The 18,533-nt window shown below is 56.6% G+C and carries 13 protein-coding genes; 7 read left to right on the top strand and 6 right to left on the bottom strand.

The features are described 5' to 3' along the window. Positions 1–15: 15 nt before the first annotated feature. Positions 16–945, top strand: coding sequence for an isopenicillin N synthase family dioxygenase (locus tag NC979_RS17670; protein WP_190519307.1), 930 nt, complete (start codon positions 16–18; stop codon positions 943–945). A gap of 83 nt (positions 946–1,028) precedes the next feature. Here NC979_RS17670 and NC979_RS17665 read toward each other — a convergent pair whose 3' ends face one another. Beyond that, on the bottom strand, positions 1,029–2,579 hold the full coding sequence (locus tag NC979_RS17665) for a site-2 protease family protein (protein ID WP_431191078.1): 1,551 nt from the start codon (positions 2,577–2,579) through the stop codon (positions 1,029–1,031). 183 nt (positions 2,580–2,762) lie between these two features. On the opposite strand from NC979_RS17665, the gene NC979_RS17660 reads away from it, so the two are divergent. After that, positions 2,763–4,055, top strand: a complete 1,293-nt coding sequence (locus NC979_RS17660) for a pentapeptide repeat-containing protein (protein WP_242024021.1) — start codon at positions 2,763–2,765, stop codon at positions 4,053–4,055. 292 nt (positions 4,056–4,347) lie between these two features. On the opposite strand, the gene bioA is transcribed toward NC979_RS17660, so the two are convergent. The 5 genes from bioA to tig all read right to left on the bottom strand — a co-directional run bounded on the left by bioA (position 4,348) and on the right by tig (position 10,287). Beyond that, positions 4,348–5,634, bottom strand: coding sequence for an adenosylmethionine--8-amino-7-oxononanoate transaminase (gene bioA / locus NC979_RS17655; RefSeq protein ID WP_190519303.1), 1,287 nt, complete (start codon positions 5,632–5,634; stop codon positions 4,348–4,350). A gap of 62 nt (positions 5,635–5,696) precedes the next feature. Beyond that, positions 5,697–6,551, bottom strand: coding sequence for an alpha/beta fold hydrolase (locus NC979_RS17650; RefSeq protein WP_190519301.1), 855 nt, complete (start codon positions 6,549–6,551; stop codon positions 5,697–5,699). A gap of 2 nt (positions 6,552–6,553) precedes the next feature. Next, entirely contained in the window at positions 6,554–7,894 is a 1,341-nt protein-coding gene (gene clpX / locus NC979_RS17645; protein WP_190519299.1) for an ATP-dependent protease ATP-binding subunit ClpX, read from the bottom strand. A gap of 12 nt (positions 7,895–7,906) precedes the next feature. Then, complete coding sequence (gene clpP, locus NC979_RS17640; protein WP_190519297.1) at positions 7,907–8,596, bottom strand: ATP-dependent Clp endopeptidase proteolytic subunit ClpP; 690 nt, start codon at positions 8,594–8,596, stop codon at positions 7,907–7,909. A 185-nt stretch (positions 8,597–8,781) separates the two neighbouring features. After that, positions 8,782–10,287 (bottom strand): trigger factor, encoded by a 1,506-nt coding sequence (tig, locus tag NC979_RS17635; protein WP_190519295.1) that lies wholly within the window; start codon positions 10,285–10,287, stop codon positions 8,782–8,784. A gap of 307 nt (positions 10,288–10,594) precedes the next feature. Between tig and NC979_RS17630 the strand changes: the two genes are divergently transcribed. The 5 genes from NC979_RS17630 (at position 10,595) to NC979_RS17610 (ending at position 18,522) form a co-directional block, all read left to right on the top strand. Further along, a complete protein-coding gene (locus NC979_RS17630) occupies positions 10,595–11,623 on the top strand; it encodes an aspartate-semialdehyde dehydrogenase (protein ID WP_190519293.1) in 1,029 nt (342 codons plus the stop codon). Between the two features lie 311 nt (positions 11,624–11,934). After that, complete coding sequence (dapA, locus tag NC979_RS17625; RefSeq protein WP_190519286.1) at positions 11,935–12,843, top strand: 4-hydroxy-tetrahydrodipicolinate synthase; 909 nt, start codon at positions 11,935–11,937, stop codon at positions 12,841–12,843. Between the two features lie 416 nt (positions 12,844–13,259). Next, positions 13,260–15,143 carry a ribonuclease J gene (locus NC979_RS17620; RefSeq protein ID WP_190519284.1) on the top strand — a complete coding sequence of 628 codons (1,884 nt, stop codon included), beginning with the start codon at positions 13,260–13,262 and terminating at the stop codon, positions 15,141–15,143. Positions 15,144–15,719: 576 nt separating this feature from the next. Further along, positions 15,720–17,873, top strand: coding sequence for a ribonuclease E (gene rne, locus NC979_RS17615; protein ID WP_190519282.1), 2,154 nt, complete (start codon positions 15,720–15,722; stop codon positions 17,871–17,873). Continuing rightward, complete coding sequence (locus tag NC979_RS17610; RefSeq protein ID WP_190519281.1) at positions 17,857–18,522, top strand: ribonuclease HII; 666 nt, start codon at positions 17,857–17,859, stop codon at positions 18,520–18,522. Before rne ends, NC979_RS17610 begins: the two co-directional genes overlap by 17 nt. Positions 18,523–18,533: the final 11 nt, after the last annotated feature.

Genomic DNA, 18,533 nt, shown 5'->3' with positions numbered 1-18,533 from the left:
TTCAAGGATCACACCATGACCCCGCCGCCCATTCCTGTGGTGTCTTACGCAGATTTAATTGGCCCTACGGCGGTGCGACAGCGGGCGATCGCAACCCTGGGCCAGGCCCTAGAGGACATTGGCTTCTTTATTTTGGAGCCCCACCCGGTGTCGCCGGAGGTGGTGCGGCGAGCTTACCAAGTAGCTGCTGAGTTCTTTGCCCTACCCGATGCTGCTAAAACCCAGTACTCCCTAACCCAGCATGGCGGCGGGGGCTTCTCAAGCTTTGGCAGTGAGCAGGCTAAGGGCTACACCTCACCCGATCTCAAAGAATTTTGGCACGTCAACCGCTACAGTCTCACTGCTACCGATTCGCCCTGGCCCCAGGAGGTGCCCTCCTTTCGCCCAGTGATTACCCGCCTATATGAGCAGCTCATGGCCTGCGCAGAAGTCCTGCTGGCAGCCTGCAGCGACTATCTAGACCAGCCCAGCAACTGGTTAGTGGACATGGCCCGTGGGGGCAACACAGTGCTGCGCTTGGCCCATTACCCGCCCGTGGGCCAACCTGCCGCCGGTAGTCTGCGAGCCGCCCCCCACGAGGATATCAATCTCATTACCCTGCTTTGCGAGGCTACCGCCCCAGGGCTCGAAATTCTTACCCAGGATGGGCATTGGCTGCCCGTCAAAACCACCCCCGGTCAGATCGTGGTGGATACTGGCGACATGCTGCAAAACCTCACCAATGGCCTGTTTAGAAGCACTACCCATCGGGTGGTCAATCCTCAACCCAGCAACCAGGCCCGCCTATCAATGCCGTTCTTTGTCCATCCCCGTCCCGAGATTGACCTGACCCCGGTAGGTAGTTTGATCGATCGCACTGGGGGAACGCCTCAATTTCCTCCGATCACTGCCGCTGCCTATCTAGCCCAACGACTGGGGGAAATTCAGGTGGAGCCGGTGGTGTAAGGGGTGGGGAGTAGGGAGTGGATGGGTGGGTAAGTGGCTGATGGCTGAACAATCTACCCCCTTACCCCTTACTCCCCACTCCATCACGCTCCAATTCCTAAGCGACCGGCCAGGCTGGGGGTGAGAGGCAGCAGCACCGTCAGGGCTAAAAACAAGGCCAGCAGACCGAGGGCGGCGCGGGCGTCGTTGGGTTCAGAAATATCGTTGAGGCAGGGGCGCTCTAGGGTGCGCTGCAAGATCACAATCACCCCAGCCCAGTAGAGGGCTAGGGGGTTGGCCAACGCTACCAGGGCCAGCACTACCAGGGTAAACACCGTCGTGCGATTGGCGGTTTTGCGGCCGTAGATGGCCTGCACCATGCGACCACCATCGAGCTGCCCGGCTGGCATTAAATTGAGGGCGGTAATTACCAGTCCTAGCCAGCCCATGATGGTGAGCGGGTGAATATCCACCAAGGGCTCTCGCAGCGCTGAACCCAACACTACCTTAGCCAAGGCCCCGATCAGCACCGACCCTTGAAAGAACTCGGAGGGAATTTGAAAGACACTGCCGGGGTGCGACAACAACAGCCCGCCCACCAGCATGGCCAAGGAAACGATGCCTCCAGCAGCAGGCCCGGCTAGGGAGATGTCAAACAACACGCTGCGGTTGGGCAGCAGGGACTCAAATCGAGTGAGACTGCCAAAGGCTCCAATTTGCCAGGCGGGGATGAGGAAGGGTGGGCTGAGGCGTACTCCGTGGCGTCGGGCGGCAATCCAGTGGCCGGCTTCGTGGCTGAGCAGGATGACCAGTAAGGCTACCAAAAAAGGCAGGGCAGCCCGCCAGCGAGAGAAGTCTTGCAGCAGGTCAAAGCCCTGCAAAATCGCTCCAGCCTCTAGGCCGGTGAAAAGGGTGGCGATCGCCAGCACCCCGGCCAGTGCCCACTGGGCTGGGGTGGTTTTGACCGGGTCGGCGGTGGCGGGCAGCACCACTACCGTGGGCTTTTGCTCCAGGTTTTCGACTAAAAACAGGCGGTAGCGATCGCCCAGTCGCTCCTGCAATCGCTCTGCCAGCTTGGTCTGGGTAGCCGCCGGTTCGCCCCGCAGGTTGCCGCGAAAAATGGCCCCCTGGTCGTAGGGAATCGTCTCGGTGCGAAAGTAGGTGTCGAGGCCAAAGATGCCTTCGATCTGCGCCAAATCTTCTGCAGGTAGGGCGATCCCCTCTGGAGTGATAGCTGGGGCTGGAGTCGGTTGATCGAGGGGCTCTAGGCGATCGGCATTCTCTGGAATAGAGTTTATGTCCGGTACCGCCGCGCGTCGCTGGGTCGATAGGCTATCCTGCCCCAGGGCTCGCAACCGTCGCCCCAGATATATGTAGAGGCCTGTGGACCCTAGCAACAGCAGCAGCACCCCCGCCAGGTTGACGTAAACACCCAGGGCAAACAGCCCAAAGAACAGCAGCCACGGGGCCATTAGCACCACCGATTGCAGCCAGGCCAAGATGCCCACAGTGCCGTAGGGCTGTGCTCGGCGGTAGCCCCACACTAAAATCGCGATCGCGGCCAGCAAAATCAACCCAGTAATCACCATAATGCCGCTGCCCCTACCCTCCTTAATATGTGCTGAAACGCCCGTTTTAGCGGGCAAAATCCCCATCAGTCTACCGTCGATGGGCCGGAGCCGCCTAGTCGAGGTTAGCCGTCTTAGCCTATCGACGGGGCAAACCCGGCCCAACGGCTATAGTTCCAAGGTTAAGGTGCTTAAATATAGCCAGACAATTTGCCCTTTGTCGCCATATCCCAGGGGCCTAGTTTTGATTTTGCTCATTGTTGCGCGACCATGACTCCCTCGACCCCTGACCCTGCCCAGCCGCCGCTACCCACCGCTACCCCAGATGACGGCACAGGCGCTACCCCAGACCAGCTGATCCGGCCGATCCTTGGCGACAGCGCAGCGGAGCCTGTGCCGGGTGCCACTCGGCTCGACTTAGACCCCTCCGACCCGACGAATGTTGAGCCTCTGCTGGTTGACTCTACGGTCACCTCGGCCAGCGCGATTACTATCGTGGCGGTCGCAGTGATTGGGCTGGGGCTAATCACCGGCAGTTTTTGGCTCACCCTAGCTGGGTCTCTGGTGGCTACCCTGGTGTCGATTCGGCTCATGTGGCCCTTTCTGCAAGAGGTGCTGGGGGAGCTGTCTGCCCGGCAACAGTCGCTGCTGATTGCTATCCCTGGGGTTTTAGTCGGTCTGGCAGGGCTAACGAATATCACGGGCATTAACCGGGCCATTTTGACCTGGGGGCTGACTCTACGGTGGGATATTTTGGGGGCCTTGGGAGACTTTTTGGGGGCGATCGGGCAAATTTTCATCGCCTTTTTGGCCCTATTTGTGGCCTGGCGGCAGTACGTTATTTCCCGCGACCTAACCAAGCAGCAAAACCTGATTACCCAGCAGCAGACCATCGACTCCTACTTTCAGGGCATCTCAGAACTGGTGCTAGATGACGAAGGACTGCTCGAAGACTGGCCCCAGGAGCGCATCATCGCCGAAGCCCGCACCGCCGCCATTCTCAGCAGCGTCGATGCCGGCGGCAAGGCCAAGGTCATCCGCTTTCTCTCGCGGTCTAAGCTGCTCACCCCCCTGCGCCGCGACAATCGCCTCGGCCGCCCCATCCTAGATGGTCGAGGCGGCTACGAAGAAGACCGGCTGAACGGCACCCGCGTCATCGACATGGGAGCTATGCTGGCCGCCGCCGATCTGTCGGGTACCGACCTGCGCTGGGCCGACCTCAGCGAAACCAACCTGATTCGCGCCGATCTGCGTCGGGCCGACTTGGTAAGAACCAATTTTGCCCGCTCTATCTTGTACCAAGCCAATCTGTCTGGAGCCGATCTAATGGAGGCGCGACTTTTTTACGGAGATGCTGCCACCGCCACTCCCCGCACTCGCACCGGCGCACCCGACTACATCACCGGAGCCAACACCGGGGCCGTAGTTGAAGGGGCTAATTTTAGCGGCGTGTACCGCCTGTCTGAGGAACAGCGCCGCTACATCGGAGCCTGGGGTGGCGAGGCTACCCGCGCCACTGTTCCCGGCGGCTGTGATGATATTCCTAACCGATTGGGACGTTAGGATGAAGGGGAATGGATTAGTTTTGAATTTTGAGTTTTTGCAGTGGGGCTTTAGTACACAACTCAAAGTTCAAAACTTCAACTCTGGCGTTGCCTCTAGCTTGTGCACCGCTACCGATACCTCCATACCCAGGTAGTCCCCGCATTGCCAAACCATGAGCTAGGGAACCGCCTGGCCAGGGTGACGGGCGATTGCCACTACAATCAAACCAAACTCTTCCGTCATGCGGTTGTTGGGGTCGTGCAGTAGCTATCCACCCCTCGTAAATCCCAAGGCCTGCAAAGGGTATGACCTAAGCGTTTAACACCTCATAGATGGCCGTTGTGATCTGGGCGAGTTGCTGAGGCTCAACAATGTAGGGCGGCATGGTGTAAACCAGACGACCAAAGGGGCGCAGCCATACTCCCTGGGCGACAAAGCGGGGCTGTACCACATCCATATCCACCGGTTCATGCAGCTCTACCACTCCGATCGCTCCCAAAACCCGCACATCCTTCACCGCTGGCAGGTCGCGACAGGGGGTTAGCTCCTGCTTAAGCTGGGTTTCTATAGCGCGTATCCTTGCGGCCCAGTCGTAGCTTTCCAGCAAGTTCAAGTTTTCCAGAGCCACCGCGCAGGCGAGGGGGTTGCCCATAAAGGTGGGGCCGTGCATAAAAACTCCCACTTCCCCCTGGGCAAAGGTTTCGCTAATGTGCTCGGTAGTCAGGGTGGCCGCTAGGGACATGAACCCGCCTGTCAGCGCTTTGCCGACGCAGAGAATATCCGGCGCGACGCCTGCGTATTCGCAGGCAAACAGTTTGCCCGTGCGGCCAAAGCCCGTAGCTATTTCATCGAGAATGAGGAGGATGTTGTAGCGATCGCACAGTTCCCTTGCCCGGCGCACATACTGCGGGCTATAAAACCGCATGCCCCCCGCCCCCTGCACCACCGGCTCAAAAATCGCGGCGGCAATCTCCCCGTGGTGGCGCTGCAAAATCGCCTCAAAGCTGGCCAGGTCTTGCTCATCCCACACTCCCTCAAAGGGAATTTGGGGCGCATCGGCAAAGTACTGCTCCACCAAGCTATTGCGAAATAGGTGGTGCATGCCATTTACTGGGTCGCATACTGCCATAGCTGCAAAGGTGTCGCCGTGGTAGCCGTTGCGAATCGTCAGAAAGTGCTGCTTCTGCGGCTCTCCCTGGTTGTGCCAGTACTGAATCGCCAGCTTCATGGCTATTTCGACTGCCACCGAGCCGGAATCGCAGAAAAACACCTGCTGCAACGGCTCTGGCGTCATTGCCACCAGCTTTTGAGCCAGCTGCACTGCTGGTTGGTGTGTTAGCCCGCCAAACATGACGTGGCTCATGCAGCCCATTTGTTCTTGGGCAGCCTGGTTCAGCCGAGGGTGGTTGTAGCCGTGAATGCAGGTCCACCACGACGACATGCCATCCACTAGGCGTTCCCCAGTTTCTAGCTCTAGATAAACTCCCTGGGCCGATCGCACCGCAAACAATGGCCCATTGTTGGGCATTGCCGCGTAGGGATGCCACACATGGCGACGATCCAGCGCCATCAGTTGATCAATCGGCAGCGCATCCATAAGACGTAGGGTAAAAAGCGAAGGCTAAATTCTGCCAACGCGAAGCAGTTCAGCTAAAGGATTTAACCTAGGAATTCGTTGACGTACCTGAGGTAGGTCTCTGGGTCTTCGAGCATAGGAAAATGCCCGGTATTCTTTACCAAGGCATACTCGACTTTTGGGTTCAAAGCCGCTGCTGTTCGCCCCAGCTCCGCTGGAGTGATTTTGTCAAACTCTCCCGACACCAACAACGTCGGCACGGTAATTTTGGCAAACTCCACAGGCATCACCTCGGTCGCCTTTTTGCTGACCGAAGTGAAGATTGTGCCTAACGCCGTGGCGTAGTCCGCGTTTAAGAAATCGTCTAAAAACGCAATTTTTTCCGCAGCGGGAATGGGGCGGCTGAGGAAGCGGGCCATAAAGAAGCGCGGTGCCAGAGGGATTTTCCCCAGCCACTTGGGCCGAAAGGCCACCACGTAGCCGCCAAACTTGTAGAACGCCTCAAAGGCAGCTTTGTCGTACTCAAAAATGCCGTTGCAGGTGAGAATGGCGCGATCGCACAGCTCCGGGTACTGATTCAAAAAGTACACCGCCACCGACGCCCCCATGGAATGGGCGTTGATCGACACCTTGGGCAGATTCAGCGCCCTCAACAGCTCGACTAAATCGTCTGCGTAGGTGTCTAGCTCATAACCTCGTGCTGCAGCTTCCGCTTGCTGATCGGGAGACAGACGCGATCGCCCAAACCCACGCATGTCGTAGAGCAGGCAGTCATAGCGATCGCTCAGTGCCGCCGCCGTACTCTGCCAGTAGCGAGCCGACCCAGCCCAGCCGTGGATGAAGACCATCACCGGCTTTGAGGAACTGGGATCGCGCGGCGTATTGGTGCCGACCCACTCGTAGTAGTGGTTAACCTGGTTAACGTCAATATAGGGCATGGCTAAGCAGACTCGGGCTTAGGCATAGACGAGGGATGCAGCAGCAAATCCGCAGTAGACCGCTGCTCCACCATCTCTCGGGTGATCGTGCAGCGCTTCAGGTCTTTGCGCGAGGGCAGCTCATACATAATGTCGAGCATCAGCTCTTCGATGATGCCGCGTAGGGCGCGGGCACCAGTCTTGCGACGATAGGCCTCACGGGCGATCGCCCGCAGTGCATCTGGCTTAAACTCAAGCTGCACGTTGTCCATCAGCATCAGCTTTTGGAACTGCTTCACCAATGCGTTCTTTGGCTCAGTTAAAATCGCCATCAGCGATTCTTCGTCCAATGGCTCTAGCACCGAGGTTGCCGGAATTCGGCCAATAAACTCAGGTATTAAGCCAAACTTCACCAGATCGTCAGGCTCCAAATTGCGCAGCACGTCCGCGGTACGCTTTTCGCGGGAGAACTGCCCTTCGCCCGGCTGCACAAAGCCAATCGATTTTTTGCCAATCCGCTGTTCAACAATTTTTTCTAGTCCGACAAAGGCACCGCCACAGATAAACAAAATGTTGCTGGTGTCGATCTGGATGCAGTCTTGGTAAGGGTGCTTACGACCCCCCTGGGGCGGCACGTTGGCTACGGTGCCCTCCAGCATCTTTAGCAACGCCTGCTGTACGCCTTCGCCAGACACATCGCGGGTAATAGAAGGGTTCTCGCTCTTGCGGGCAATTTTGTCGATCTCGTCGATGTAGATGATGCCGCGCTGGGCTTCTTCCACATCCAGGTCGGCTACCTGGAGCAGCCGCAGCAGAATGTTTTCCACATCTTCGCCCACATAGCCCGCCTCGGTGAGGGTAGTGGCATCAGCTACTGCAAAGGGCACTTCGAGAATGCGAGCCAGGGTCTGAGCCAGCAGCGTCTTACCGCAGCCCGTGGGGCCAATCAGCAAGATGTTTGACTTCTGTAACTCAACGACATCGTCGGCTGCTTCTCCCTCAGAGCCTTGCAGGTAGCTGAGGCGCTTGTAGTGGTTATAGACCGCCACCGACAGAACTTTTTTGGCCTCATTCTGGCCAATGACGTGATCATCGAGGTAATTCTTGATTTCCCGCGGCTTGGGAATTTGGTTGAGGGCGATTGCTGGAGCGGTACGCGGGCGATCGGCTGCAGGGGTATCGCGTCGAGGCACAGGCTGGGCGATCGCAGTGCCCGAATCAAACAGCTCTTCGTCTAAGATTTCGTTGCATAGGTCAACGCACTCGTCACAGATGTAGACCCCCGGCCCCGCAATCAACTTGCGCACCTGCTCCTGAGACTTGCCGCAAAACGAGCACTTAAGATGGGAGTCGTACTTAGACATAAAATAATGACCCTAATTTAGTGCAGTCATAGTGGGGGCGGCGGGAAGATATTGCTGCTCAACAACATCGTCAATTAGCCCGTAGGCCTTTGATTCGGCGGCAGACATGTAAAAGTCGCGCTCGGTGTCACTCTCGATACGCTCTATTGGCTGCCCGGTGTGATGAGCGATCAGCTCATTCAGCCGGTTCTTGTGGTAGAGAATCTCTCTCGCCTGAATCTCGATATCCACGGCCTGGCCCTGGGCACCCCCCAGAGGCTGGTGAATCATAATCCGCGAGCTTGGCAGGGAGAGGCGCTTGCCTTTAGCGCCGGCACAGAGCAGAAACGCTCCCATACTGGCCGCTAGCCCAAAGCAAATCGTCACCACATCGGGGCGAATTTGCTGCATGGTGTCATAGATCGCCATACCCGCTGTCACAGAACCGCCTGGAGAGTTGATGTAAAGCTGTACATCCTTCTCAGGGTCTTCAGCATCCAGGTAAAGAAGCTGGGCAACGATGGAGTCGGCTACCTCATCCATCACCGGAGTGCCCAAGAACACGATGCGCTCCCGCAGCAGGCGAGAGTAGATGTCAAACGCCCGTTCCCCCCGCCCCGATTGCTCTACAACAACGGGCAGCATGCTGCGAACCTGGTTAGCGCTAAGGGCAGACTGGCTCAAGCTCAAGATAGGGCTACTCAATGGGTTCGATGCAATCATAGTGGGTTTGCGCGAGATTTCAAGGGCTTAAGAATATTGTGTTACTAGCGGAGCGCCAAGGTCACAACCAGCTAAACCAGGCGGGTAAACTAACAAGCCACCGGTTAGCCTACCCGACATTATGCCCCAAAAAATTAGGTTCACGGGGCGGGCTAACCGACGGTTTACCGAAATCTATAACCGGATCAAGCGTCTTTAGCTGCTTTTTTGGTCTTGCCGGCCTCGGGCTCACCCTCATCATCAGCTTCGGTAGTCTCCCCGGCATCGTCCGCTACCGCGGTCGCCTCGACCTCAATGGCATCGCTCTCAGAATCGTCGGTCTCGACCACGGTGGCTTCAAGAGCATCGGCTTGGTCAACGGCCGCTTCTTGCAGAGTGCCTTCGGGCACCAGCTCAACGGTGTTGGCTTCCTCTAGCCAAGCCAGAATTTTTTCCTGGAGCAGTTCCTCAGTCAACACCTGTTTGAGGCGATCGGGGTCGATCTGGCTGGGGTCTTCTACCTCGGCCATGGCCTCCTTAATCTTTTCTTGCAAAGCCTCTTCTTCGATCTTAATGCCCTCTTGCTTTGCCACTTCCCCTAAAGCTAGAGTGCGGCGTAGGCGATCGATCGCCTCAGGACGAGTGCGCTGGCGCATGCCGTCAACCAGCTCCCGGGACAGCATTTTGTTGACGTCAATGCCCTGGCGGCTGAGCTGCATGATGGTTTGGGTGAGCAGGAAGTCCACCTCTTTCTGCACCAAGGTGTTAGGAATTTCGGCCTCCAGGTGCTCCACTAGAGCCTTGACCAAGGCCGCATCTTTATTGGCCTTAGTCTTTTCATCGGCCTCTTCCTGGTACCGCTCGATTAGCGAAGTGCGTAGGGCTTCGATGGTCTCGAATTCGCTAATTTCTTGAGCAAAGTCATCGTCGAGTTCGGGCAGCTCTTTCTCTTTAATTTCCTTCAGGGTGATAGAGAATACTGCTGGCTTGCCTGCTAGTTCGGCCTGAGAGTAGTCGTCGGGGAAGGGAATCCCGACATCTTTGGCCTCTTCTAGGGCCATGCCGACGATGCCCTCCACAAAACCAGGGATAAACCGCCCTTCCTCTAGCTCTACCTGGAAGTCGGTGCCTGAGCCGCCCTGAAACTCCTCAAACTCACCGCTGTCGGTTTGGACTTTGCCAACAAAGTCAATCACCGCTACATCGCCAGCTTGAGCGGGGCGATCTTCGATGGGCACTAGAGTAGCTAGATTGCTCTGGTACTGGGCTAAGGTGCTGTCGACTCGCTCGGGGTCAGGGAGAACTTCTTCCGCCTGTACGGACAACCCTTTGTAGGTTTTTAGGGTGACTCGGGGGGGAACGTCTACGGAGGCTTGAATGGTGATGGGCTGACCGGGTTCGTACTGGCTGATCAGCTCTTCAAAGCCACTTTTCAGCTGGTAGTTGCCGATCGCATCAATTTCTTCTTGCTTGATGGCCTTATCGACCGCATTCTGCACCAGCTCTTCGATGACCGCTGCCTTAAACTGGGTCAACCCAACCCGTTGCAAAAAGACCTGCTTAGGCACCTTGCCCTTGCGAAAACCCGGCACATTGACCGTCCGCATCATCTTATTTAGCACCTGATCGTAGGTCTTTTGGGACAGATCAGCGGGAATCTCGATCTCTAGTCCTACCTGGCTGTCGGGCAGTACTTCCTGAGTAACTTTCATGGGGTCTTTTGGCTAACTAGACGGCGGCTGCGCGCGCTCCAAACCAGTAAGGAACTTTTGGCGCAATTAATAAGCATACTCTATCGTCACAGCGTGGCAGTCATTCCTTGGCTTTAGTCCACAATTTTGAGCCTTTAGGCCTTGCTCTTGAGGGCGTTAGCCCATCAACGACGCAGTTAGCAGGTTTTGTTGTTTCCCTATATTAAGGAGTCCTGTCTGGCCAGCGGTGGAGCTGTTTGTTAGCCCAAGGCGAAATGTTAGTATCGGCTGATGCAATGCGTTGTTATGAGTAGGTGGAGGTGGCGCTGTGTCGAACGGGCTAAGAGTTGCAATCATGGGGGCCACTGGGGCAGTAGGGGCAGAGTTGCTATCGCTGCTCGATGAGCGATCATTCCCTCTAAAAGATTTAACTCTGCTGGCGTCTCCCCGGTCGGCGGGCACCACCTTGACTTTCAAGGGCGAAGAGATTCCTGTTCAGGTGCTGGGCGACGGTTCTTTTGACGGCATTGACCTGGTGCTGGCGTCGGCGGGCGGCTCCGTGTCTGAGGAATGGTTGCCCAAGGCTGTGGCGGCGGGTGCGGTATGCATCGACAACTCTAGCGCCTACCGAATGGATCCCTCTGTGCCCCTGGTAGTGCCTGAGGTGAATCCTGATGCGGCCCGTACCCATCAAGGCATTATTGCCAACCCCAACTGCACCACGATTCTTATGGCCCTAGCGGTGTGGCCGCTGCACCAGGTGAATCCTGTACAGCGCTTAGTTGTGGCGACCTATCAGTCGGCCAGCGGGGCCGGAGCGCGGGCGATGGAAGAGGTGAAGCAGCAGGCTCGCGCCATTTTGGCCGGAGAAGAGCCGATGGCTGAGGCGTTTCCCTATCCCTTGGCGTTTAACCTGTTTCCCCACAACTCGCCCCTCAACGAGCAGGGCTACTGTCAAGAAGAAATGAAGATGGTGAATGAAACCCGCAAGATTTTTGGGGCCGACAGCCTGAGAATTTCGGCTACCTGTGTGAGGGTTCCCGTACTGCGGGCTCACTCCGAAGCGGTTAATATTGAGTTTGCGGCACCGTTCTCTCCTCAGGAAGCTAAGGCGTTACTGGCTAAGGCTCCTGGAGTCAAGGTAGTTGAGGATTGGGCGCGGAACTACTTTCCTATGCCTGTGGAAGCCAGTGGCCAAGACAACGTGCTAGTGGGCCGCATCCGTCAGGATATTTCGAACGCCAATGCCTTGGAACTTTGGCTCAGCGGCGATCAAATTCGCAAGGGGGCAGCCCTAAACGCGGTGCAGATTGCTGAACTGCTGCAAGTTCCCCAAGCCGTTGGGGCTAGCCATTAAGACTGGCATTGAGCCGAGCCAAAGAGCTTTAGGTGATTTTTAAGGGTTAGGTTACCTAAGATGGACACCGATCGCTTTCTCGGTCATGCTTAGCAGTTAGTAGGCAGCTACAGGATGGGTGGTGGTGACATCTTATAGACGCTTTGGGTTAAACCAGTTTCCCAGGTTGCGATCGCCGCTCGAATTATCGATATGGTGTGCCTACCCCATTGGGCTTCCCATCCTAGAATCTTTCCCAGGACCGACCCGCTAGGGGCGAACTTGGTATAATCTCAGGGTCATTAAACTTCGTAGGACACAAGGCATTTCGGGTGACGTATTTTGGCAGAGTGCTAACGGCAATGGTGACGCCATTCTCTGAAGAAGGCTCCGTTGACTATGCCGTGGCTGAGCGCCTAGCCGACTACTTGGTAAACAATGGCAGCGACGGGCTCGTAGTGTGTGGCACTACAGGCGAGTCGCCCACTCTGAGCTGGCAAGAAGAGTATCAGCTATACAAGACGGTTCGCGAAGCGGTGGCTGGCCGTGCTAAGGTGATCGCAGGTACTGGGTCTAACTCAACCTCTGAGGCCATTGAGGCTACTCGCCATGCCTGTGAGCTGGGACTAGATGGGTCCCTACAGGTGGTGCCCTACTACAACAAGCCATCCCAACAGGGGCTTTATCAGCACTTTAGCCAGATTTCGGCAGCGGTGCCCGAGCTGCCCATCATGCTGTACAACATTCCGGGACGTACGGGTTGTGCGTTGGCAATTGAAACCACTGCCCGCCTGTCAGAAATATCGAATATAGTAGCTATCAAGGAGGCTAGTGGAAGTTTAGACCAGGCCAGTCAAATTCGTTACTCTACCCCCGCCGAGTTCGGCATCTACTCTGGGGACGACTCATTGACTCTGCCGATGCTCTCGGTCGGTGGCTGCGGGGTTGTGAGCGTAGCCAGTCACCTAGTTGGCCCTCAGATTCAAGCTATGGTGCAGGCCTACGAAGCCGGAGAGACCCGGTTGGCCACCAAAATACATTTGCAGCTGTTGCCTTTGTTCAAGGTCTTGTTTGTCACCACAAACCCAGTGCCCTTAAAAGTAGCTCTAGCACAGCAGGGATGGCCGGTAGGGGCAGTGCGATCGCCCCTGTGTATGCCCGATGATGAGTCTGTGGGTGTTGCGATCGCAGAGGTGCTCCAGCAACTCTCTGCCCAGGGTACTCTAGCCACCAAAGCATAGGTTAGCAGTGCCGTTAGGCCGTGAGTGGTCGGATCATCGCTTCGTTTACTTCCAAACTGGTTCCGGCTCGCCTCTCTGGCAAGAGCTGCTTACTTCTCTAGCTTTCTAACAACTGAATAGTCCGTTTATCCTTTCGTTCTGTGTGAACCGTATTTATGGCTCTATCTGTACTGTCCATGGCCCTAGCTGCTCTACCTGTCGATGTTGCGACATCGAACTGGGCCTCAACTTCCTTTTATAGTGGCTACTCTCAACAGCTAGCACTCTGATCGTGCTGGATCTTGGCAAGCAAACGGCCGCACCCGTTGGGGTATGGCACGGCTCAAAAACGCCGATGCGGTTGGGCCGTAGTTGCCAGCAATTCTTTGTTTAACTGTTCAATTTTTCATCTCAATTATTTACTGACGAGATTGTTTATGACTTCAAAATCTGCCAATACTGCCCTGAAAATTATCCCACTGGGGGGACTGCACGAGATCGGCAAGAACACTTGCGTTTTCGAGATTAATGACGAAATTATGCTGCTCGACGCAGGGCTAGCCTTCCCCACCGACGGTATGCATGGGGTCAATATTGTGCTGCCCGATGTCACCTATCTGCGGGAAAATCGCCACAAGATCAAGGGCATGATTGTCACCCACGGTCACGAAGACCACATTGGCGGCATTGCCTTTCACCTCAAGCAATTTGACATTCCGGTAATCTACGGTCCTCGTTTAGCGATGGCCCTTTTAGAGGGCAAGCTGGAAGAGGCTGGGATGAGCGATCGCACCGAGCTACGTCCCGTGCGCCCCCGCGAAACCGTGCGAGTGGGCAACTCTTTTCTAGTGGAATACATCCGCAACACCCACTCCATCGCCGACAGCTGCTCGGTAATCATCCACACTCCTGTGGGCATTGTCATTCACACGGGCGACTTTAAGTTTGACCACACCCCCGTCGATGGCGAAACCTTCGATATTCAGAAGTTGGCGGAGGCTGGTGAAAAGGGCGTACTGTGCCTGGTGAGTGACTCCACCAACTCTGAGGTGCCGGGGCACACCCCCTCGGAGCGATCGGTCTTCCCCAACCTTGACCGTGAGTTTGGCAAGGCCAAAGGACGACTGATGGTGACGACTTTCTCATCGTCAGTCCACCGCGTCAACATGATTTTGGAGCTAGCCCAAAAGCACAACCGTAAGGTGTTTGTGGTGGGCCGCTCGATGCTCAACGTGATTGCCCATGCCCGCGATCTGGGCTACATCAAGTGCCCAGAAAGCCTGTTTTTACCTCTCAAATCCCTGGGCCACACCGCTGATGAGAACGTGCTGATTCTCACAACTGGCTCCCAAGGCGAACCACTAGCGGCCCTGACCCGCATCGCCGAAGACTCCCACCGGCAGATCAAGATCAAGCAGGGCGATACCGTAGTGTTCTCCGCCAACCCCATCCCTGGCAACACCATTTCGGTTGTCAACACCATCGACAAGCTGATGATGCGCGGGGCCACCGTGGTCTACGGCAAAGATAAAGGCATCCACGTCTCTGGCCACGGTGCCCAGGAAGACCAAAAGTTGATGCTGGCCCTCACCCGGCCTAAGTATTTTCTGCCCGTTCACGGTGAGCACCGCATGCTGGTGAAGCACTCTGAAACCGCCCAAAGCATGGGTGTACCCGCCGAAAATATGGTGATCATCAACAACGGCGACATTGTCGAAGTCAATCCCGCTGGCATTCGCATTGCTGGTCAAGTGCCCTCGGGCATTGAGCTGGTCGATGCCTCCCGCGTTGGAGTGGTGGGCCGTGATGTGCTTAAGGAGCGGCAGCAGCTAGCTGAAGATGGCCTGGTCACTATTGCGGCCACTGTGGGCAGCAACGGCAAACTAGTAGCCGACCCCACCGTGCAAATTCGTGGAGTGGCTCAGTCGATCTCCCAAGAACGCTTCCAGGCCCAGGTGAAGCAGGTGATCACTCAGGTGCTCTCAAGTCGTGGCGCAGAGCTGGTAGTGTCTAACGGCAACGGTAAATCTGCCCTTGACCTGGATGCGCTTAAAGCAGCCCTTGACCAAGATCTGCGCCGCTTGGTCCGACGCGAGTTTGACAAGCGCGACCCCATGTTGATCCTGCTAATCCAGGGGTCTGGTGTGGCGACTGTGGCACAGCCTCAGTCCCAGGCTCCAGCTGACCCCAAACCTAAGGTTGAGCCTAAGACCCAGAAAAAATCACCGCCGAAGATTGAGCCCGAGCCCCAACCCGAGCTCCAAGGCGTGGTCACCGAGCGCCGCACCCGGACTCGGACTACGGCGGCTTCCGCTTCCTAATCAATTTGAAGAACTGAAGAACTAGAGGGCGGGGCGATCGCAGGCACAGTTAGGGCTGCGATCGCCCCGCCCTTTTTATTGTGGGTTCTCAGTGCAATGTTGCAAGCCACTTAGCTCAATATCACAGGTGCAAATTTGCTCTACCTGTGGTAGAAAAATAGGCAATATTGTGTTGCTGCCGCTGCTTGGCGCTATAATGCACTCAGCAGGAGCTGATGTACCTGAGCAAAGGTGCATAGCAAGTGTCTTAAGCAGCTACACATCCTTAGCGCTAAGTGCTTCTGTCAGAGTTTTTGTTCAGCTTGTGCGGTTTATCCCAAGCAGATCTAGCGCAAACGAGATCCAGTACGAACAAGAATTCTCAGAGTCGCCCAGCGAGTTAGGTGATCTGTGCATGCCCTTAGGAAGCAGGATTCATTGCGGTATTGCAGTGAGTTCTATTGCGAAACCTTTGCAAACGAGTTTTCCGATCGCTCAGTAGCGGTGTTGACGTGGCTTGTGAATGGCCAAATCACCCACTTAGGGCGGGAAAAGCAGACTTTATTCGCCCTGGTGAGCGTCGTATGAGGAATTTGAATGCCGAAGCAGATTGTTATTGCTGAGCAAAACCGGATCGCTGCGGTTTTTTCTGAAGATCAGATTCAAGAGCTAATTGTGGCCACCGGTAGCCACCAGGTTAGCGACATTTATTTGGGCACCGTAGAAAACGTGCTGCCTGGCATCGATGCCGCCTTCGTCAATATTGGCGACAGCGAGCGCAACGGCTTTATGCACGTCACGGACTTGGGTCCTCTGAAGCTGAAGCGCAGCGCTGGCTCTATCACCGAATTAGTCGTGCCCCAGCAAAAAGTGCTGGTGCAGATCATGAAAGAGCCTACGGGCAACAAAGGGCCTCGTCTGACTGGCAACATCAGCTTGCCGGGGCGATATCTAGTCCTGATGCCCTCAGGGCGCGGGGTCAACCTATCACGGCGCATTCGCAGCGAGAGCGAGCGCAACCGCCTGCGGGCTTTAGCCATTTTAATCAAGCCAGCGGGCATGGGGCTGCTGGTGCGTACCGAAGCCGAGGGCATTAGCGAAAATGCCATCATTGAAGACTTAGAAACCCTGCAAAAGCAGTGGGAAAGCATTCAGCAGCAGGCCCTAAGCACTCGACCCCCGGCTCTGCTCAATCGCGATGACGACTTTATTCAACGGGTGCTGCGCGACGCCTACAACGCAGAAGTCAACCGCATTGTCACCGACTCCAGCACCGGCATGAAGCGGGTGAAACAACACCTGGCTAACTGGAGCGATGGCCAAGTGCCTGCCGGAGTGCTGATCGACCACCACCGCGAGCGCATTCCCATTCTGGAGTATTTTCGAGTTAACGCGGCAATTCGCGAGGCCTTGAAGCCAAGGGTAGACCTGCCCTCTGGTGGCTATATCATCATTGAGCGCACCGAGGCGCTGACGGTGATTGACGTCAACTCTGGCTCTTTTACGCGTTCTGCCACGGCTCGCGAAACCGTCCTGTGGACCAACTGCGAAGCCGCTGCTGAAATTGCCCGGCAGCTACGCCTGCGCAACATCGCCGGGGTGATTGTCGTTGACTTCATTGATATGGACACGCGGCGTGACAAGCTGCAAGTCCTTGAGCATTTCACCAAAGCCCTACGTTCTGACAAAGCTCGTCCCCAGATCTCTCAGCTGTCTGAGCTAGGCCTAGTAGAGCTGACCCGTAAGCGCCAGGGTCAAAACATTTACGAGCTGTTTGGGCGACCTTGTCCAACCTGTGGCGGTTTGGGCCATCTGGTGCATCTGCCCGGTGAGGTGCTTATAGACAATGGCAATGAAGTTGCCCCTCGTGCTTTGGTCTCTGGGGGAAGTCCGGCTCCTCAGGTGGCGCCACCACTTCCCCTTGGTGATGCAGGCGATTTTGATAGTCGTCCTGACCTGCAAGAGCTGGATTTGGGCAACCACCCTAGCTATCAAGATAAAGCGGGCCGCGGCAACAATCGCCGCCGTCGCCGCCGCGACCCTCTGCCGACCCGAAGCAACGGCAAGGAAGCACCTGTGGTGAAAGACAACGGGCCGGCCCCGGTTGACTTTAAAGAGCCGGTTGAGACATTGCCACCGCTGGTAACCCCCAAAGCTGAAGACGAAAAGGTTGCGCCCCGAGGGCGCGGACGAACTGGGGGACGCATTGATTCGCAGAACGAGCCGTCTCGGAATCGGAAGTCCGTTGTGCCTCCCCAGGTGGTAACTGTGGAAATGACCGCCGACGAGCAGCGTATCTACGCCATGATGGGCATTTCACCCATGGTTCTGTCGACCCAAGAGGTGGCTGACCCCCGCAACGTAGTAGTGTCAGTGGTGTTGCCTGGGCAGGCCCCACCAGAGATTGTGTCACTGACCCCAATGGAAGTTCCGGCTGAGGAGCCCGTTGAGATGCCGCTGGTAGATATGACAGAACCAGAGCCTGCATTGCCAAAGCCGTCTCCTAGCCGCGTGGTGCGCACGCGCTCGGCCCGTGCTCAAGCCCAGGAGGCAGATGTCATGTCTCCTGAAGCGATCGCCCCAATTTCAGAGCCGACGATCGAACCCACCCCCGTTGCTGAACCTGCTCCCATTGCCGAACTGAACTCCATAGAGGTTACCCCCGAAGCCGAGCCAGAAGAATCGTCTAGCAGCGTGCGCCGTCGCCGCCGCCGTCGTTCCTCCTCGGCTGGCGATGGTGGCGACGAGTAGGTTACTGACCCCTGAGGCTTGGGAGTATCACCCGGTAGCTGAGATCGCTGGGGTTGATGAGGTGGGGCGAGGGTGTCTATTTGGGCCCGTGGTAGCGGCGGCGGTTGTGCTGTCGCCCCAAGCCTGCGCGCAACTTCAGTCGCTGGGGGTGACCGATAGCAAGTGCCTGAGCGAAGCCCGCCGCGAAAGCTTGGTAGAGCCCATTCAACGGCTGGCTACGGACTATGCCCTGGGCTTAGCCACCGTCCACGACATTGAGCGACTTAATATTCTCTACGCCAGTCTTTTGGCGATGAGCCGGGCGTTGCGCCGCCTGTCTACTCTGCCAGACCTTTGCCTAGTGGATGGCAACCAGCTCATTCCTCACTTGCACCTGCCTCAGCGAACGGTGGTGCAAGGCGATCGCATCCACATTGAGATTGCCGCCGCCAGCATCTTAGCTAAGGTATGGCGCGATCGCCTCATTGTGCGCCTCGATCGTCGCTACCCCGGTTATCACCTGGCGCGCAACAAAGGTTACGGCAGCGCGGCTCATCGTCTAGCTCTGCAAACGCTAGGACCAACGCCCCAGCACCGCCGCTCCTTCAAGGGGTGTGGCTCGCATCAGACTAGAGCTACCGTTACCAGCGCTCAACAGAACCTTCAATAGCGATGCACCCT

The sequence above is a fragment of the Leptolyngbya subtilissima AS-A7 genome, from assembly GCF_039962255.1.
GTDB lineage: Bacteria > Cyanobacteriota > Cyanobacteriia > Phormidesmidales > Phormidesmidaceae > Nodosilinea.
The sequence above is the reverse complement of the archived record's forward strand: the minus strand, read 5'-3'. Positions and strand labels throughout refer to the sequence as shown.

Excerpts from the sequence above, each read along its gene's own strand:
- NC979_RS17670 (WP_190519307.1), top strand. The coding sequence starts at position 16 with ATGACCCCGCCGCCCATTCCTGTGGTGTCTTACGCAGATTTAATTGGC.
- NC979_RS17665 (WP_431191078.1), bottom strand. The coding sequence starts at position 2,579 with ATGGGGATTTTGCCCGCTAAAACGGGCGTTTCAGCACATATTAAGGAG.
- NC979_RS17660 (WP_242024021.1), top strand. The coding sequence starts at position 2,763 with ATGACTCCCTCGACCCCTGACCCTGCCCAGCCGCCGCTACCCACCGCT.
- bioA (WP_190519303.1), bottom strand. The coding sequence starts at position 5,634 with ATGGATGCGCTGCCGATTGATCAACTGATGGCGCTGGATCGTCGCCAT.
- NC979_RS17650 (WP_190519301.1), bottom strand. The coding sequence starts at position 6,551 with ATGCCCTATATTGACGTTAACCAGGTTAACCACTACTACGAGTGGGTC.
- clpX (WP_190519299.1), bottom strand. The coding sequence starts at position 7,894 with ATGTCTAAGTACGACTCCCATCTTAAGTGCTCGTTTTGCGGCAAGTCT.
- clpP (WP_190519297.1), bottom strand. The coding sequence starts at position 8,596 with ATGATTGCATCGAACCCATTGAGTAGCCCTATCTTGAGCTTGAGCCAG.
- tig (WP_190519295.1), bottom strand. The coding sequence starts at position 10,287 with ATGAAAGTTACTCAGGAAGTACTGCCCGACAGCCAGGTAGGACTAGAG.
- NC979_RS17620 (WP_190519284.1), top strand. The coding sequence starts at position 13,260 with ATGACTTCAAAATCTGCCAATACTGCCCTGAAAATTATCCCACTGGGG.
- rne (WP_190519282.1), top strand. The coding sequence starts at position 15,720 with ATGCCGAAGCAGATTGTTATTGCTGAGCAAAACCGGATCGCTGCGGTT.
- NC979_RS17610 (WP_190519281.1), top strand. The coding sequence starts at position 17,857 with ATGGTGGCGACGAGTAGGTTACTGACCCCTGAGGCTTGGGAGTATCAC.